Raw genomic sequence first — 16,594 nt, 5'->3', positions numbered from 1 at the left:
GTCCGAGGGCTTTGTGCTGACGAGCTACTTCTTACCGCCGAGCAGCCCGCCGAGGATTCCGCCGATCGCCTCCCCGGTCTTGCCGCCCAGCGCGTTGCCCAGGATGCTGCCCATCGACTTGTTGCCTCCGCCGCCGGCTGCACCACCCAGGATGCTGCCCAGGACGTCACCGAGACCGCCACCGGAGGCCTGCTGCTGGGCCGGCTCGGCCTTCTGGCCGGTCAGTTGCTTGCCGATGTAGGCGAGCACGATCGGCGCGATGATCGGCAGCAGCTTCTGCAGCAGGTCGTTGTTGCCCGCTCCGGCACCCGACAGTGCCGAGGCGACCTCGCTGGTGTTGTTGCCGCCGAAGATGGTGGAGATCACCTGCTGGCCTTCGGACTGGCTGGCACCGAACGCGTTGTCCAGCAGCCCCTGGGCGGCGAAGGTGGCGGCGGTGTTGACGATGCTGTCGGCCTGGCTCGGGTCTTGGGCGTTCTGGCTCAACCCGCCGACCAGTACCGGCACCAGGGTCCGAATGGTGCTGTCCACTTCACCCGAGTCAGCGCCGAGCTGGTTAGCGATGTCCTGGATGGGGATCTGAGCGAAGAGATCGTCGAGGCCGGCCATGATGATTCCACCTTCGTTGCTGGGTGCTGCTAGGAGCAGCGGTCGAAAACGACATTAGCGGAAAGATCAGTGCCCGGCACCGGCCAATTGAGCCCCGGTCAGCGCAGCCGACAAACCTCGAGCGTCACACCCGCTGCGGGCAGTCTGGCCAGCAGCACATCGCCCATCGCGGCCGCCGGGGTGAGCACGCCGTAGTGGTCCGACAGTGCGTCGCGGTCCAGCGCCAGCGCCAGCGCGCTCTCGCCCAACAGCACCGAGGTGGCCTGGTAGCCGGGGTCGCCCCGCTGCGCCATGTCGGCCCGGTAGCGGGCCCCGCTGCTCGTGGTCGTGTAGGTCTCGATGCGGTAGTAGCCGTTCTCGCGACGGCTCCGGCTGGGGCCGGTGCCCGGCTTGGGCAACACCCGTTCCAGCAATCCGGCCGGCACCAGCCGCAAGAGGTGGCCGCCGACCCCGAAGGTCGCCTTGCCCATTCCAGTGGCCAGTCCAGACAGTGCAGGTGCCGCGGCCGACGAGCCGACGCTCATGTGCTCGGCGTAGCGGAAGCGGCGACCGTAGGCCCAGTCCAGCAGTCCGTTGCTGCGCCGCACGATGCGGGTGTTGACAGGTGCCATGGCGAAGCCGGCGGTCCAGATTCCGTCGAGTTCCGGCGCGATGTCTTGGCCCCGCCGCCAGGACAGGTCCGGCTCGGGGCCCAATCGCGGCTCGGCGGACCGATCCGAGCTGAGCGTGTAGGGATCCGACAGCTGGCGTCGGGCCTTCGGGTCGTTGGCGGCGGCGCTGAGGAACTCAATCATGGTCGCGAGGGTGCCGCCGGACGCCCCACCGGAGGCGCCCCGCACAACGAAGTCGGTGTCTAGCAGATCCCCGGTGCCGTCGTCGCAGGCAGCCCTATACAAGGCGTACACACTCATGTCCGAGGGGATGGAATCGAAGCCGCAGGCGTGCACGATGCGAGCTTGGTTGTCGGCGGCCTGCCTGTGGTAGCGGTCGATGCTCTCCCGCACGAACAGCGTCTCGCCGGTGAGGTCGACGTAATCGGTGCCGGCCGCAGCGCAGGCTGCGACCAAGGGCATGCCATAACGGGTGTAGGGACCCACGGTGGTGATCACCACCCGGGTCTGGGCCGCCATCGCCCCCAGGGTTGCGGGCTTGTCGGCGTCGGCCACCACGATCGGCCAGTCTTGGGCTGGCGATCCGAGACCGTCGCGGACCTCGCGCACCCGCTCCGCCGAGCGGCCGGCCAACCCGATCCGGGCGGCTGCGCCGGCGCGGGCCAGGTATTGGGCGGTCAGCTTCCCGGCGAAACCGGTGGCCCCATAGAGGATGATGTCGAGCTCACGAGGCGTGTCAGGCACGCGCCCGACGCTACTCGCCGGCCCGAGCCCCTATCCGACGGCGACGGCGCCGGGCTGGTCGCCCGGCGCCGTCGTCGATAGCGCTACAGGGATGGTCAGCCGCGACGGCCGCACACCGGCCAGGCACCGATGCCCTGGCTGCGCAGAACGTTCTCGGCAACCCGGATCTGCTCGGCACGGCTGGCGTTGTGCGGCATGCCGCTGCCACCGTTGGCACGCCAGGTGCCGGCGTTGAACTGCAGTCCGCCGTAGTAGCCGTTGCCGGTGTTGATCGACCAGTTGCCACCCGACTCGCAGGCCGCGATGGCGTCCCAGTTGACGCTGTCCGCCTTGGCGGTGGCGTCGGACAGGGCGACCGCGCCGGTGATCAGGGCGCCGGCGATCGCGGCCAGGGTCAGGGGCTTGCGGACGTTCTTCAACATCGTTCCTTTCGCAGTGCGCGCGCCGAAGTGCGCCCACGGCAGTGGGCCGGCATGCCTGGGCTTCAGGCGGGAGTGGTCTTCGAGACGTGCCGTCTAGGTCAGGCACGACAGCGGGGGCAGATACGCCCGCCGGGATGACACCCGGCACCGCGGAGACGTTTGAGGGGCCGCCCGCGGCCCCGCTCACACGCGGTTCCGTCGATTCAATTTGTTTGCCTTGCATTAGGGCGAGAGGAAACTTACGAAACGTTCATACGACAAGTCCAACCGCATGACGCGAATATTTCGGCTAGATCACGAAACCATCACGTTGCGGTCGGGAATGGTCATAGCAGGTCAGCACCCGCTTTCGGTGTTCTGTCGACCTAGCAGCCGGCGCCGATGAGCGTGAGTCAGATCACGGGTTTTTTGTGGGCTGGACCACTGCAAATGCCGGAATTTGAGAACGGTTCATCGCCCCCTCAGCCGAGAATCGCCCGCTACAGAGGTCCCAGCAGCATCATCTACCTCATTCGTCGCAGGTCATCGGGCCTGGACTGCTCGCAGCGCGTCAAGCAGGCGAAAGCTGCGCCTCTACCGAACCATCACGTAATTTCGCGTGCGGAATAGGCGCTGCAATCCGGCTCGTCTCAACATCCACCGTCGCCCGAGGCCCCGAACCAATTACGTTGCGCTACAAGCGTTTCCAGACTCATACAACAAGCTCCCCGAGTGGAAAACTCCGCGTCGCGCCAATAATTTTTGTATCTCACGCAGATAATACGACGATATATTTCATTACCTGTGCGCCCCGAATAACGCTTTATTCGCAACGACAAACCATATTTGCTGCTATGCGACTCAGCGCAGATCGGCGAGATCGTCCGGAGAGTTGAGATTGGCCAGCGGGGACGCGTCGGCCAGCATGATCCGCCGGACGTCGGCCACGTCGATCAACGCGCCCACCCGGCGTTCCCCGGACGCGACCAAGGAATCGACGGTGTCGGCCAGCGTGGTGCGATACACCCCGGCCAGATAGTGGTCGCGATCAGCGTGCGGCAGCACGACGTCGGCCACGGGAGAAGTAAGCGCGTCGATCAAATCCGTTGTCAGAAAAGGCATGTCGACCGCACAGACGAAGGCGCGTGGGGCGCCGGCCTGTGCCGCTGCATGCAACCCCAGCCCGATCGCGGGCAACGGACCCAGCCCGGGCACTGCGTCGCGCAGCACCTGTGCAGCGAGATCGGGCAACGCCTGGCCCTGGGCGGCCACCACGAAGAGGGGATCACAACGCTGCGCCAGCACCGATACCTGGTGTTCCACCAGAGTCAAACCGGCGAAGCGGCCCGGCACGGTCAGAGTGGCCTTATCGCGGCCCATCCGGCGCGAGGCGCCGCCGGCCAGCACGACTCCGGCCAACCGACCGGCAGTCATGGCCTCAGACTCGCCTCAGTCCACGGTCCAGGTGTCGCGACCACGCAGCAGCGCCTGAAGTGCGGCGGTGTCGTTAGCGGTCGACTGCCGGGCCTCGGCGACCTGCGCACGAGCCAGATCGTCGTAGGTGGGCTTGCTGACCTTGCGGAAAATGCCCATCGGGAAGTGCGACAGGTCCTGCTCCGAGAGCCGCGACAGCGCGAAGGCGTACGAGGAGTCGGCCTGGGTGGCGTCGTGCACCACGATCTGGTCGGCCGAGACGTCGGCGGTCTTGGCGACCTCGAGCCCGAAACCGGACTTGATGACGCAGTACTCCCCCTCGGCGCCGAACACGATGCGCTCGCCGTGCCGGACATTGATGATGCGGCTTTCCGCACCTTCCTTGCGCAGCAGGTCGAAGGAGCCATCGTTGAACACCGGGCAGTCCTGCAGGATCTCCACCAGCGCCGAGCCGCGGTGCTCCATCGCACCTTGCAGGACCTCGGTCAGGCCCTTGCGGTCGGAGTCCAGGGCCCGCCCAACGAAGGTCGCCTCGGCGCCGAGGGCCAGCGAGATCGGGTTGAACGGGTTGTCCAGCGAACCGTACGGCGTCGACTTGGTGACCTTGCCGGTCTCCGAGGTCGGCGAATACTGGCCCTTGGTCAGGCCGTAGATCCGGTTGTTGAACAGCAGGATGGTGATGTTGACGTTGCGTCGCAGCGTGTGGATCAGGTGGTTGCCGCCGATCGACAGCGCGTCGCCGTCACCGGTGATCAGGAACACCTTCAGGTCTTCACGGGCGGTCGCCAGCCCGGTGGCGAACGTCGGGCCACGGCCGTGGATCGAGTGCACGCCGTAGGTGTTCATGTAGTACGGGAAGCGGCTCGAGCAGCCGATCCCGCTGACGAACACCACGTTCTCCCGCCGCACCCCCAGTTCGGGCAGGAAGTTGCGGACGGAGTTGAGGATGGCGTAGTCGCCACAACCCGGGCACCAGCGCACCTCCTGGTCGGAGGTGAAGTCCTTGGACTTCTGCGGCTCGTCGGTGGTGGGGACCCCGCTCAGCGCGGTCAGTCCCAGATCGGTTCCGACGAGCGAGCCGACAGCTTCGGTGGTGGTCATGAGTTCGCTCCTGCTGTACCCGCAATGGTGACCGCCGCGGCCCTGGCCAGCGACGCCTTCTCGTTCTCCCGGTCGGCCAGCGTGCCGGCCAGTGCGTCGTCGATGATCCCCTCGACCTCGTCGGCCAGGAATGCCTGGCCGGTCACCTTGGTCACCGACTGGATGTCGACCAAGTAACGGCCGCGCAGCAGCAGCGCCAACTGGCCCAGGTTCATCTCCGGCAGCACCACCTTGGGGTAGCGCCGCAGCACCTCACCCAGGTTGGCCGGCAACGGGTTGAGGTTACGCAGGTGCGCCTGCGCAACCTTGACGCCGCCGCGTCGGACCCGCCGGCAGGCCTCGGCGATCGGGCCGTAGGAACTGCCCCAGCCCAACATCAGCAGCTCGGCGTCCCCGGACGGGTCATCGACGACCAGGTCGGGAACCTTGATGCCGTCGATCTTGGCCTGACGCAGCCGCACCATCAGGTCGTGGTTGGCCGGCTCATAGGAGATCGCCCCGGAGCCGTTGGCCTTCTCCAGGCCACCGATCCGGTGCTCCAGGCCCGGGGTGCCGGGGATGGCGAACTGCCGGGCCAGGGTCTCCGGGTCGCGCGCGTACGGCGCGAAGTCCTCGCCGGCCTTGGCCAGGTTTTGGTCGATGGGCTCCATCGCGGCAACGTCCGGGATACGCCACGGCTCCGAACCATTGGCGATCGCGCCGTCGGAGAGCAGCACCACCGGGGTGCGGTATGTCACCGCGATCCGAACGGCCTCGATGGCCGCGTCGAAGCAGTCCGACGGCGTGCACGGCGCCAGCACCGCCACCGGCGACTCACCGTTGCGCCCGTAGAGCGCCTGCATCAGGTCGGCCTGCTCGGTCTTGGTAGGCAGGCCGGTGGACGGGCCGCCGCGCTGGACGTTGATCAACAGCAGCGGCAGCTCGGTCATCACGGCCAGGCCCAGCGCCTCGGCCTTGAGCGCCAAACCGGGACCGGAGGTGCTGGTGACACCCAGCGCACCGCCGTAGGAGGCGCCGATCGCCGCACCGATGCCGGCGATCTCGTCTTCGGCCTGGAAGGTCAGCACGTTGAAGTTCTTGTACTTCGACAGCTCGTGCAGGATGTCCGAGGCCGGGGTGATCGGGTAGGTCCCCAGCACCACCTGGGTGTCGGCCAGCTGGCCGGCGACGATCACGCCGTAGGCCATCGCGGTGTTGCCCGAGATCTGGCGGTACTCGCCCGCCGGCAGCTTGGCCGGGGCGATCTCGTAGGTGGTGCCGAACGCCTCGGTGGTCTCGCCGTAGTTCCAGCCCGCCTTGAGCGCCAGCACGTTGGCGTCGGCCACATCGGGCTTCTTGGCGAACTTCTCCCGGATGAACCGCTCGCTGCTCGCCAGCTCCCGGCCGTACATCCAGGACAGCAGGCCCAGGGCGAACATGTTCTTGGCCCGGGCGCCGTCTTTCTTGGTCGCGCCGATCGCCTCGACCGCACCCAGGGTCAGAGAGGTCATCGCGACCGGAACCACGACGTAGTCGGAGAGTTCCTCGGTCTCCAGCGGGTTGGTCTCGTAGCCGATCTTGGCCAGGTTGCGCTTGGTGAACTCGTCGGAGTTGACGATCACCATGCCGCCACGCGGCAGGTCGCCGATGTTGGCCTTCAGCGCCGCGGGGTTCATCGCCACCAACACATCGGGGCGGTCACCGGCGGTGAGGATGTCGAAGTCGGCGATCTGGATCTGGAACGACGACACACCGGGCAGGGTGCCCTGAGGTGCGCGGATCTCGGCCGGGTAGTTCGGCTGGGTAGCCAGGTCGTTGCCGAACAGGGCCGCCTCGGAGGTGAAGCGATCGCCGGTGAGCTGCATACCGTCGCCGGAGTCACCGGCGAAACGGATGACGACTTTCTCGAGTTTTTGGCGACCGGGTGCCGACCCGACTCCGTTACCGCTCGGCCCCACAGCCCCGCCTTCCATCACTGTCCACCCGGGCCCGCGCAGCACGGCTGGCGCACCCACAAGTTTTTCTGTCACTGGCAGTACCGATTATTGCACCGCTCTTATAGACCATACGACGCCACACCGTGTCGAAATTCGGGTTACTCAGTGTTAAATGTCGATGTCACACTGGGGTTCGCGGTCAACTTGAGCCGGAAATGTGGTTTTCATCACGTTCACCCGCGCGCCAACTCTAAGAGAAGTTCGGTACTGGCGAGTAACTTTGCGCGGCGTCGAGCGCCGCCCCGGGTCAGGCGCTCTTGTCGCGACGCTCGCCGCGCGATGCCTTGCGCGGCACGATGGTCGGCAACACGTTGTCCTGCACCGTTTCCTTGGTCACGACGACCTTGGCGACATCGTTGCGGCTGGGGATGTCATACATGACCGGCAGCAGGACTTCTTCCATGATCGCCCGCAGACCGCGCGCACCGGTGCCGCGGTGGATGGCCTGATCTGCGATGGCCTCCAGCGCGTCCTGGCTGAACTCGAGCTCGACCCCGTCCATCTCGAACAGCCGGGTGTACTGCTTGACGAGCGCGTTCTTGGGCTCCGACAGGATCTTGACCAACGACTCCATGTCCAGGTTGGTCACCGAGGCCACCACCGGCAACCGGCCGATGAACTCGGGGATCAGACCGAACTTGATCAGGTCTTCCGGCATGACCTCGGCGAAGTGGTCGGTGGTGTCGATCTCGGCCTTGGACCGGACTTCGGCGCCGAATCCCAAGCCCCGCTTGCCAACCCGGTCCGAGACGATCTTCTCCAGGCCGGCGAAAGCACCGGCAACGATGAACAGCACATTGGTGGTGTCGATCTGGATGAATTCCTGGTGCGGGTGCTTGCGACCGCCCTGCGGCGGAACCGAGGCCTGCGTACCTTCCAGGATCTTGAGCAGCGCCTGCTGCACGCCCTCGCCGGAGACGTCGCGGGTGATCGAGGGGTTTTCGCTCTTGCGGGCGATCTTGTCGACCTCGTCGATGTAGACGATGCCGGTCTCGGCGCGCTTGACGTCGTAGTCGGCCGCTTGAATCAGCTTGAGCAGAATGTTTTCGACATCCTCACCGACATAGCCGGCTTCGGTGAGTGCCGTCGCATCCGCTATTGCGAACGGGACATTGAGCATCTTGGCCAGCGTTTGGGCCAGGTAGGTCTTGCCACAGCCGGTGGGCCCGAGCATCAAGATGTTGGACTTGGTCAGCTCAACCGGCTCACCCGAGCGCGAGTCCCGGCTCTTCTCGCCGGCCTGGATGCGCTTGTAGTGGTTGTAGACGGCCACCGCGAGCGTGCGCTTGGCCGTGTCCTGGCCGATGACGTAACCCTCCAGGAACTCCCGGATCTCAGCGGGCTTGGGCAGCTCATCGAGCTTCACGTCGTCGGCGTCGGCCAACTCCTCTTCGATGATCTCGTTGCACAGGTCGATGCACTCATCGCAGATGTAGACGCCCGGACCTGCAATGAGCTTCTTGACCTGCTTCTGACTCTTGCCGCAGAACGAACACTTCAGCAGGTCCCCGCCGTCTCCAATGCGCGCCATGGTGCGTTAGGACCTACTTCCTGTTCGCCGTCTGTCGTCGGGGTGCCGGTGTCTGCTCCGACGCTACCCGTTCACTCCGGTGCGAGGCGACCGATAAGGCCGAATCGCGTCGTTGGTATTCATCACGGGCTCCGTCTGCCTGCTCCACGAACATATAGCCCAAGGCGCCGCAGCCGGCGTGTGACGCGCTGGCGTGGCGTGAGCGTTTCGGGGGCGTTACCCGGCTGTGAGCCGGGCGGAGCCTTCCAGCTCTAGAGTGGCAAACGTGGGGTTCGCCGTGCCCGACGATACCGTGCTCGTCGCCGATGGGGGGCTGGCGACGGAGCTGGAAGCCCGCGGGGCCGACCTGTCCGACCCGCTGTGGTCGGCCCGGTTGCTCGTGGAAGCACCCCAAGACATCGCGGCCGTTCACGCGGCCTTCTTTGCCGCCGGTGCGCAGATCGCGACCACCGCCAGCTATCAGGCGAGCTTCGACGGATTCGCCGCCCGCGGGATCGACCGACGGGCGGCCGCCGGGCTGTTGCGCCGCAGCGTGGACCTGGCCCGCCAAGCCGGCGACGGCGCGCGTGGGCGCTGGGTTGCGGCGTCAGTCGGCCCGTACGGCGCCGCTCGCGCCAACGGCTCGGAATACCGCGGCCGGTACGGACTTTCGGTCACACAGCTGTCTGCGTGGCACCGGCCCCGGTTGGAGATCCTGGCCGACGCCGGCGCCGACCTGCTCGCGTTGGAGACCGTGCCGGACCTCGATGAGGCGGCGGCCCTGGTGGGCCTGGTCCAGGAGGCGAACGTTCCGGCCTGGCTCAGCTACACGATCGACGGCACCCAAACCCGCGCCGGGCAGCCCCTCGCGGAGGCCTTCGCGGTGGCCGCCGAGGTGCCGCAGATCGTCGCGGTGGGGGTGAACTGCTGCGCCCCGGCCGACGTCCTGCCGGCGATCGAGATCGCCAGCGAAGTCACCGGCAAGCCGCTGATCGTCTACCCCAACAGCGGTGAGCAGTGGAGGTCGGGGCGCTGGGCGGGACCGAGGCGCTTCTCCCCCGCCCTGGTGCCGGCCTGGGTTGCCGCCGGTGCCCGCATCATCGGGGGTTGCTGCCGGGTGGGCCCGGCCGAGATTGCCGCCGTGGCGGCCGTAGCCCGCCGAGCGTGTAATGAGCGCGGAAATCCGGCTGAAAATTCGCGCTGAGTACACGCTCGGCGCGGGGCCTACGCCGTCTGAGCCGACAGCTTCCGGTACTCCAGCACGGTGTCGATGATCCCGTACTCCTTGGCCTCGGCCGCGGTCAGGATCTTGTCGCGGTCGGTGTCCTTGCGGACCACCTCCGGGTCCTTCCCGGTGTGGCGGGCCAGGGTGGACTCCATCAGGGTCCGCATCCGCTCGATCTCAGCGGCCTGGATCTCCAGGTCGGAGAACTGGCCCTGGATCACTCCGGACAGCGACGGCTGGTGGATCAGCACTCGGGCGTTGGGCAAAGCCATCCGCTTGCCCGGCGTACCCGCCGCCAGCAACACCGCCGCAGCCGAGGCGGCCTGACCCAGGCACACGGTCTGAATATCGGCCCGCACGTACTGCATGGTGTCGTAGATCGCCATCAGCGAGGTGAACGAACCACCCGGGGAGTTGATGTACATGGTGATGTCGCGGTCGGGGTCCAAAGACTCCAGCACCAGCAACTGGGCCATGATGTCGTTGGCCGAGGCGTCGTCGACCTGCACGCCGAGGAAGATGATGCGCTCCTCGAACAGCTTGTTGTACGGGTTGGACTCCTTGACGCCCCAGCTGGAGTGCTCCACGAACGACGGCAGGATGTAGCGCGCCTGCGGTGCGATGGCTCGCAAGGTTTCGGGGTTCATGATGTGGCTCCGTTGACGTGGGCGCTGGTGATGATGTGGTCGACGAAGCCGTATTCCAGGGCTTCGGTGGCAGTGAACCAGCGGTCGCGGTCGGAGTCGGCCTCGATGCGCTCGATGGACTGACCGGTGAACTCGGCGTTGAGCCGGAACATCTCCTTCTTGATGACCGCGAACTGCTCGGCCTGGATGGCGATGTCGGCGGCGCTGCCGGTCACCCCGCCCAGCGGTTGGTGCATCAGGATCCGGGCGTGCGGCAGGGCGTAGCGCTTGCCCTTGGTGCCCGCCGCAAGCAGGAACTCGCCCATCGAGGCGGCCATCCCCATCGCGTAGGTGGCTACGTCACACGGTGCCAGCACCATGGTGTCGTAGATCGCCATCCCCGCGCTGATCGAACCGCCCGGGGAGTTGATGTAGAGCGAGATGTCCTTGGTCGGGTCCTCGGCGGCCAACAACAGGATCTGGGCACACAGCCGGTTGGCGATGTCGTCGTCCACCTGCGACCCCAGGAAGATAATGCGTTCTCGCAGTAGCCGCTCGTAAACCGAGTCGACGAGATTCAGACCGGGCTGGCTCACAGTGGGATACCTGCTTTCTCGAGATTCATATGCACCGACCCTAACCAACCGGAACGGCTCAGGGCGGTCCGAACCGGCTTCGTTCGCTTACAGCGTCACTCGTCGGATGCAGCCTCGGCCTCGGCGGCTTCCTCGGCCGCTTCCTCAGCGGCGGCCAAAGCCTCGGCGGCTTCGTCTGCCTCGTCACCTGATTCGTCGGTGCCGAAGAACTCGGCGGTGTCGATCTCGTTGCCCGCGGTATCGCTGACCGCGGCCGCACGCACCGCCGCGGCCAGCGCCATGCCGCGACGCACGTCGGCGAAGACCGCCGGCAGCTGGTTGTTCTGCTGCAGGAACTGCACCAGCTGCTGCGGCGGGATGCCGTACTGACGTGCCATCAGCACCAGGTGCTGGGTGAGGTCGTTCTGGCCCACCTGGATCTCCAGCTTGTCGCCGAGCGCATCGAGCAGCAGCTGGGTCTTCACCGACTTCTCGGCCTCGCTGCGGGTCTCGGCGTCGAACTCGGCGCGCGAGGAGCCCTTTTCGGCCAGCGACTCGGCGAACTTGTTCTCGTCGTGGTCCAGACCGTGCAGCGCGTTGTGCAACGCGTTGTCGATGTGCGCCTGCACGACGGCCTCGGGCAACGGCATCTCGACCTGCTCGACCAGGGTCGCCAGCGTCGCCTCGCGGACCTTCTCAGCCTGCTGGATGCGCTTGGTCCGGCTCACCTGCTCGGTGAGGTTCTCCCGCAGCTCGCCGATGGTGTCGTACTCGCTGGCCAGCTGCGCAAACTCGTCGTCGGCCTCCGGCAGCTCGCGCTCCTTGACCGACTGAACCGTGACGGTGACCTCAGCGTCCTTGCCGGCCTGCGGGCCGGCCGCCAGCTTGGTGGTGAAGGACTTGCTCTCACCGGCCGACAACCCCACGATGGCGTCGTCGAGGCCCTCGATGAGCTGACCCGATCCGACCTCGTGCGACAGCCCCTCGGTGGCAGCGCCTTCAACCGCCTCGCCGTCGATCGTGGCGTCCAGGTCGATCGAGACGAAGTCGCCGTCGGCGGCCGGGCGCTCGACACCGGTCAGGGTGCCGAACCGGGCGCGCAGCGAGTCGAGCTCGGCGTCGACCTCGTCGTCGTTGACCTGGATGGGATCCACCGTGATCTTCAGCTGCTCCAGGTCGGGCAGGGCGATGTCGGGCCGCACGTCGACCTCAGCAGTGAAGGAGATCTGCTCACCGTCGTCGAGCTTGGTGACCTCGATGTCGGGCTGACCCAGCGGCTTGAGGTCCGAGCTCGTCACCGCCTCGCTGTAGCGGCTCGGCAGCGCCTCGTTGACCACCTGCTGCAACACCGCGGCGCGACCGAAGCGAGCCTCGATGAGCTTGGCCGGAGCCTTACCCGGCCGGAAGCCCGGCAACCGCACCTGCTTGGCCAACTCCTTGTAGGTCCGCTCGAAATCCGGCTGAAGCTCGGTGAACGGCACCTCAACGTTGATGCGAACCCGGGTCGGGGTCAGCTGCTCGACGGTGCTCTTCACGGGTGTACTCCTCGATATCGTTGACGTGGTCGGTCGTGCCGGTGCGGCGCGCGCTAGTGGTCGGGGTGACAGGATTTGAACCTGCGGCCTTCCGCTCCCAAAGCGGATGCGCTACCAAGCTGCGCTACACCCCGCACTGACCAGGCGATCCTACGGCCCGGCATATCGGTGATCACAATGACCTGCTGCCAACGCCCCACGAAGCCACCGCGGCGGGGCAATTGGATTTCGGGTCCGCCACGCCGGTACAGTCTCGCTCTAGCTGTTCATGCGGGCGTAGCTCAATGGTAGAGCCCTAGTCTTCCAAACTAGCTACGCGGGTTCGATTCCCGTCGCCCGCTCCACAAGGACCCGCCTGGGGTCCGCCGACCTGCGGTTCGGCGGACTCCAGCGGCGGTCTCCCCCCTCGACAAGCAACTGCTCAACAGGCGCGTGCCGGCCGGGGGCTGCTGTACTCGCGCGACGCCGCGGACTTATCCTTCCAAGCAAGCTGCGCGGGTGCGATCGCCCCGTCGCCCCCGCGGAAGGGGATGCTCCCTAGCAGGAAGGCACGCCATGGGCGGCACACGGCACGTCCAAATACATGGGACGTGCTCCCCGCGCTTCGCCAAGGTGCGCGACGAGTTCGAGCGCAACTTCACCGAGCGCGACGAGCTCGGCGCGGCCGTCGCGGCGTATGTCGACGGCGAACTGGTCGTCAATCTGTGGGCCGGCTCCGCCGACGTCGACGGCCAGCGGCCCTGGCAGGAAGACACCCTGAGCACCGTGTTGTCGGGCAGTAAGGGCCTGACCAGCACTTGCGTGCATCGGCTCGCCGATGCCGGGGAGCTGGACCTGCGAGTACCGGTGGCCCACTACTGGCCGCAGTTCGGCCAGGCTGGCAAGGGCGACATCTCCCTGGCGATGGTGCTGGCGCACCGTTCCGGGGCGATCGGGCCGCGTGAACCGATGCACTGGCGCGACGTCACCGACTGGGATCTGGTCTGCGAACGCCTGGCCGCCGCCGAACCGTGGTGGCGTCCCGGCACCGCGCAGGGCTACCACATGACCACCTACGGCTTCATCATCGGTGAAGTCGTCCGGCGGGTAACCGGATTGACCGTGAGCCAGTACCTGCGCACGGAGGTCGCCGGCCCGCTGGGCGCCGAGGTACACATCGGGGTGCCGGCCGAGCAGCAGCCCTACCGCTGCGCCGATCCGGTGGGCAAGCCGACGATCCGGGAGATGCTGTCCTCGGCCGGCGCACCGAAACGCCCGACTTCGTTGGACGACCACCCCAAGGCGGGACTGGCGGTCGCGATGGGATTCGCCCCCGACGACGAGATCGCCACCAACGACCTGACGCTCTGGCGCCAACTGGAGTTCCCCGGCACCAACGCCCAGGTCTCGGCCCTGGGCATGGCCACCTTCTATAACGCATTGGTGCAGGAGAAGCTGCTCAGCCGGGCCGCCATGGACCGCCTGCGGGTGCTGCAGGGCGGCACCGAAACCGACCTGGTGCTCGGGCCCCGAGTCGCCGAGCACGGGTGGGGAATGGGCTACATGCTCAACGCCGAGGGGGTCAACGGGCCCAACCGGCGGATCTTCGGTCACGGTGGCCTCGGCGGATCGTTCGCGTTCGCGGATCTGGAGCACCGGATCGGCTACGGCTACGTGATGAACCGGTTCGATCACACCCAGGCCAATGCCGACCCGCGCAGCGTGGTGTTGTCCAACGAGATCTACCGGGCGCTCGGGGTGGCGCTTCGGCCCCGGCGCGAAACGGTCTACGACGACTGACCCGCTAGGTGGGCGACCCGCCACCCTGACAGGACGGACACCAGAACACATTGCGGCCCTCCAGTTCAGCGGTGCGCACGGCAGTCCCGCACAGACGGCACGGGTCGCCGGCGCGCCGGTAGACGTAGGTACGCGGCTTGCCGGGCGCGTACGCCGGAGCGCCGTGGTCATCCTCGGGCCGGACGACGACGATGCTGCCGCGCCGCAGCCCGACCTTCATCAGCGCCACCAAGTCGGCCCAGATCTCGGCGAAGTCCGCTTCGCCGATCTGCACACCGGGCCGGTAGGGGTCGATCCGATGCCGGAACAGCACCTCGCTGCGGTAGACGTTGCCGACCCCGGCCAGCACCGACTGGTCCATCAACAGTGCAGCTATGGTTTTGCGGGACTTGGCAATTCGCTTGAAGGCCAGTGACGGGTCGGCATCACTGCGCAGCGGATCGGGTCCCAGCCGCGCGATCACGTCGGCAACCTGCGCCTCGTCGACCACCTCGCACGCGGCCGGACCGCGCAGATCGGTGCCGTAGTCGGCACCCACCATCCGCATCCGGACCTGGCCGACCGGTTCGGGCAGGCCACCGTCAGCCAGGCCGAACTCGGTGAAGTGGCCGTAGATCCCCAGGTGCACGTGCACGATCGGCCCGCGCGCGTAGTGGTGGAACAAGTGCTTGCCCCACGCGTCGGCACGCAGCAGTGGCTGCCCGTCGACTACGGCGGCGCCGGATTCGAAGCGGCCCTGCGGACTGGACACCGCGACCGGCGCGCCCGCGAAGCGGCGCTGATGCAGCCGGGCCAGCCGGTGCAAGATGTGCCCCTCCGGCATGTCAGGCCAGTCTGTGGTCGGGTCAGGCGGGCGCGCCGGGCACCGGAGGTGCCTCGTGGTTGCGCTCGTAGGCAGCCAGGATGTCGATGCGCCGCTGGTGACGCTCGGCCTCCGACCACGGGGTGCTCAAGAATGCGTCGACGATCGCGAGTGCTTCAGCGGTGTTGTGCATCCGGCCGCCGATGCCGATCAGCTGGGCATTGTTGTGTTCCCGGGCCAGTTGCGCGGTTTCGGTGCTCCAGGCCAGCGCGCAACGCGCCCCGGGCACCTTGTTGGCTGCGATCTGCTCACCGTTGCCGGACCCGCCGATCACGATGCCGAGACTGTCGGGATCGGCAACCGTACGAGCCGCCGCCGCGATGCAGAACGCCGGGTAGTCGTCCTCGGCGTCATAGCTGAAGGCCCCGCAGTCGACCGGCTCATGGCCGGCCTTCTTCAGGTGCTCGACGATCGCTTCTTTGAGTTCGTAGCCGGCGTGGTCGCAGCCGAGGTAGACGCGCATGGCGTCATTGTCTCAGACCCGGTCTGCTCCCCCGCCAACCGTCAGTCGAACTCCGGCGCCTCGACCCGGGTTCGCTTGAGCTCCCAGAAGTGCGGATAGGACGCGAAGGTCACCGATGCATCCCACAGCTCCCCCGCCTGCTCGCCGCGGGGAATGCGAGACAGCACCGGCCCGAAGAACGCCACCCCGTTGACGTGGATGGTCGGGGTTCCGACGTCCTTGCCGACGGCGTCCATCCCAGCGTGGTGGCTTGCCCGCAGCGCCTCGTCGTAAGCGTCGCTGGTGGCGGCGTCGGCCAGTTCGGCCGGCAGACCCACCTCGGCCAGTGCACCGGCGATGACGTCGGGGAAGTCCTTGTTGTTCTGGTTGTGGATCCGGGTTCCCATCGCGGTGTACAGCGGCCGCAGGATCTCGTTGCCGCGTAGCTGCTCGGCGGCGATCGCCACCCGCACCGGGCCCCACGCCTGCTTCATGCCCTCGCGGTACTGCTCGGGCAGGTCGTCGCGGCCCTCGTTGAGGACGGCCAAGCTCATCACGTGGAAGGTGACGTCGATGTCACGGACCTTCTCGACCTCGAGGATCCACCGCGAGGTGATCCAGCACCACGGGCACAGCGGGTCGAACCAGAACTCGGCTTGCGATTTCACGGGCATGGCGATCCTCTCAGCCAACAATGGACACGTCTGCAACCTCTAACGCGGCCCCGAGCACATCTATGCCCGCCGCGCGACTACAGGCTCAGGGCCAGCAGCGCGACCGCGACCGCCGGGAACGCGCCCTGGACGACGGCGGCGCGGGCCTTGTCGGGCGACGACGTCACCAGAACCAGTGCCGCGGCCAGCATGGACCCCACGCCGGCGAAGATCAGCGCAAGCCCAACGGTGTTGTGGTCCAACGAAACCGCGGCGATACCCACGACCGTGACGATGGCCAGGAACAGATTGTAGAAACCCTGATTGAAGGCCAGCGCCTTGGTGGTCTCGGCCTCCTCGGCGGTGGTGCCGAAGACAGCCCGAGTGCGCGGCGAAGTCCAACTCAGCGACTCGAGCGCGAAGATGTAGACGTGCAACACCGCGGCCAGCGCGGCGAAGGTCAGACCGGCGATGAGCATGGCCTCATTAAACTCGGTCCGGCGCCCGCCCG

15 protein-coding genes, 2 tRNA genes and 1 pseudogene are annotated in these 16,594 nt (G+C 67.0%); 3 read left to right on the top strand and 15 right to left on the bottom strand.

Going from position 1 to position 16,594, the window contains the following annotated elements; translation table 11 throughout:
- Positions 1-24 precede the first annotated feature (24 nt).
- The 7 genes and pseudogenes from NM962_21770 to clpX form a co-directional block, all read right to left on the bottom strand.
- The gene (locus NM962_21770; protein UVO12442.1) at positions 25-609 is read right to left on the bottom strand and encodes a DUF937 domain-containing protein; all 585 of its coding nucleotides are present in this window, start codon (positions 607-609) and stop codon (positions 25-27) included.
- Between the two features lie 98 nt (positions 610-707).
- Complete coding sequence (locus tag NM962_21765) at positions 708-1,964, bottom strand: saccharopine dehydrogenase NADP-binding domain-containing protein (GenBank protein ID UVO12441.1); 1,257 nt, start codon at positions 1,962-1,964, stop codon at positions 708-710.
- 95 nt (positions 1,965-2,059) lie between these two features.
- Positions 2,060-2,293: pseudogene (locus tag NM962_21760) on the bottom strand (transglycosylase family protein).
- Positions 2,294-3,226: 933 nt separating this feature from the next.
- Positions 3,227-3,799, bottom strand: coding sequence for a molybdenum cofactor guanylyltransferase (locus NM962_21755; protein ID UVO12440.1), 573 nt, complete (start codon positions 3,797-3,799; stop codon positions 3,227-3,229).
- A 15-nt stretch (positions 3,800-3,814) separates the two neighbouring features.
- Complete coding sequence (locus NM962_21750; protein UVO12439.1) at positions 3,815-4,900, bottom strand: 2-oxoacid:ferredoxin oxidoreductase subunit beta; 1,086 nt, start codon at positions 4,898-4,900, stop codon at positions 3,815-3,817.
- A complete protein-coding gene (locus tag NM962_21745) occupies positions 4,897-6,852 on the bottom strand; it encodes a 2-oxoacid:acceptor oxidoreductase subunit alpha (protein ID UVO14888.1) in 1,956 nt (651 codons plus the stop codon). The genes NM962_21750 and NM962_21745 overlap by 4 nt, the downstream gene beginning before the upstream one ends.
- Before the next feature lie 271 nt (positions 6,853-7,123).
- Positions 7,124-8,407 carry an ATP-dependent Clp protease ATP-binding subunit ClpX gene (clpX, locus tag NM962_21740; GenBank protein ID UVO12438.1) on the bottom strand — a complete coding sequence of 428 codons (1,284 nt, stop codon included), beginning with the start codon at positions 8,405-8,407 and terminating at the stop codon, positions 7,124-7,126.
- A gap of 256 nt (positions 8,408-8,663) precedes the next feature.
- Here clpX and mmuM point away from each other — a divergent pair, with 256 nt between their 5' ends.
- On the top strand, positions 8,664-9,590 hold the full coding sequence (mmuM, locus tag NM962_21735) for a homocysteine S-methyltransferase (protein UVO12437.1): 927 nt from the start codon (positions 8,664-8,666) through the stop codon (positions 9,588-9,590).
- Between the two features lie 20 nt (positions 9,591-9,610).
- On the opposite strand, the gene clpP2 is transcribed toward mmuM, so the two are convergent.
- From clpP2 to NM962_21715, 4 genes are all read right to left on the bottom strand, one after another.
- Positions 9,611-10,258: an ATP-dependent CLP protease proteolytic subunit ClpP2 gene (clpP2, locus tag NM962_21730; protein UVO12436.1), complete on the bottom strand. Its 648-nt coding sequence runs from the start codon at positions 10,256-10,258 to the stop codon at positions 9,611-9,613.
- On the bottom strand, positions 10,255-10,833 hold the full coding sequence (locus NM962_21725; protein UVO12435.1) for an ATP-dependent Clp protease proteolytic subunit: 579 nt from the start codon (positions 10,831-10,833) through the stop codon (positions 10,255-10,257). Before NM962_21725 ends, clpP2 begins: the two co-directional genes overlap by 4 nt.
- A 95-nt stretch (positions 10,834-10,928) precedes the next feature.
- Positions 10,929-12,347 (bottom strand): trigger factor, encoded by a 1,419-nt coding sequence (tig, locus tag NM962_21720; protein ID UVO12434.1) that lies wholly within the window; start codon positions 12,345-12,347, stop codon positions 10,929-10,931.
- Between the two features lie 57 nt (positions 12,348-12,404).
- Positions 12,405-12,481 (bottom strand) — tRNA-Pro (locus NM962_21715).
- Positions 12,482-12,617: 136 nt separating this feature from the next.
- Here NM962_21715 and NM962_21710 point away from each other — a divergent pair.
- Positions 12,618-12,691 (top strand) — tRNA-Gly (locus NM962_21710).
- Positions 12,692-12,902: 211 nt separating this feature from the next.
- Complete coding sequence (locus NM962_21705) at positions 12,903-14,126, top strand: beta-lactamase family protein (protein ID UVO12433.1); 1,224 nt, start codon at positions 12,903-12,905, stop codon at positions 14,124-14,126.
- A gap of 4 nt (positions 14,127-14,130) precedes the next feature.
- On the opposite strand, the gene NM962_21700 is transcribed toward NM962_21705, so the two are convergent.
- The 4 genes from NM962_21700 to NM962_21685 all read right to left on the bottom strand — a co-directional run bounded on the left by NM962_21700 (position 14,131) and on the right by NM962_21685 (position 16,562).
- Positions 14,131-14,949 carry an Fpg/Nei family DNA glycosylase gene (locus NM962_21700; GenBank protein ID UVO12432.1) on the bottom strand — a complete coding sequence of 273 codons (819 nt, stop codon included), beginning with the start codon at positions 14,947-14,949 and terminating at the stop codon, positions 14,131-14,133.
- 22 nt (positions 14,950-14,971) lie between these two features.
- A complete protein-coding gene (locus NM962_21695) occupies positions 14,972-15,451 on the bottom strand; it encodes a ribose-5-phosphate isomerase (GenBank protein UVO12431.1) in 480 nt (159 codons plus the stop codon).
- A 41-nt stretch (positions 15,452-15,492) separates the two neighbouring features.
- Entirely contained in the window at positions 15,493-16,104 is a 612-nt protein-coding gene (locus NM962_21690; protein ID UVO12430.1) for a DsbA family protein, read from the bottom strand.
- Positions 16,105-16,181: 77 nt separating this feature from the next.
- Positions 16,182-16,562 (bottom strand): DUF1304 domain-containing protein, encoded by a 381-nt coding sequence (locus NM962_21685; GenBank protein ID UVO12429.1) that lies wholly within the window; start codon positions 16,560-16,562, stop codon positions 16,182-16,184.
- Between the last annotated feature and the right edge of the window lie 32 nt (positions 16,563-16,594).

Source organism: Mycobacterium sp. SVM_VP21 (assembly GCA_024758765.1).
GTDB classification, from domain to species: Bacteria; Actinomycetota; Actinomycetes; order Mycobacteriales; family Mycobacteriaceae; genus Mycobacterium; species Mycobacterium heraklionense_C.
The sequence above is the reverse complement of the archived record's forward strand: the minus strand, read 5'-3'. Positions and strand labels throughout refer to the sequence as shown.

Bases quoted from the DNA above. Each gene is read 5' to 3' on its own strand.
- clpX (UVO12438.1), bottom strand. From the start codon at position 8,407: ATGGCGCGCATTGGAGACGGCGGGGACCTGCTGAAGTGTTCGTTCTGC.
- NM962_21770 (UVO12442.1), bottom strand. From the start codon at position 609: ATGGCCGGCCTCGACGATCTCTTCGCTCAGATCCCCATCCAGGACATC.
- NM962_21750 (UVO12439.1), bottom strand. From the start codon at position 4,900: ATGACCACCACCGAAGCTGTCGGCTCGCTCGTCGGAACCGATCTGGGA.
- NM962_21690 (UVO12430.1), bottom strand. From the start codon at position 16,104: ATGCCCGTGAAATCGCAAGCCGAGTTCTGGTTCGACCCGCTGTGCCCG.
- NM962_21745 (UVO14888.1), bottom strand. From the start codon at position 6,852: ATGGAAGGCGGGGCTGTGGGGCCGAGCGGTAACGGAGTCGGGTCGGCA.
- NM962_21755 (UVO12440.1), bottom strand. From the start codon at position 3,799: ATGACTGCCGGTCGGTTGGCCGGAGTCGTGCTGGCCGGCGGCGCCTCG.
- NM962_21705 (UVO12433.1), top strand. From the start codon at position 12,903: ATGGGCGGCACACGGCACGTCCAAATACATGGGACGTGCTCCCCGCGC.
- clpP2 (UVO12436.1), bottom strand. From the start codon at position 10,258: ATGAACCCCGAAACCTTGCGAGCCATCGCACCGCAGGCGCGCTACATC.
- NM962_21685 (UVO12429.1), bottom strand. From the start codon at position 16,562: ATGCTCATCGCCGGTCTGACCTTCGCCGCGCTGGCCGCGGTGTTGCAC.
- NM962_21695 (UVO12431.1), bottom strand. From the start codon at position 15,451: ATGCGCGTCTACCTCGGCTGCGACCACGCCGGCTACGAACTCAAAGAA.
- NM962_21700 (UVO12432.1), bottom strand. From the start codon at position 14,949: ATGCCGGAGGGGCACATCTTGCACCGGCTGGCCCGGCTGCATCAGCGC.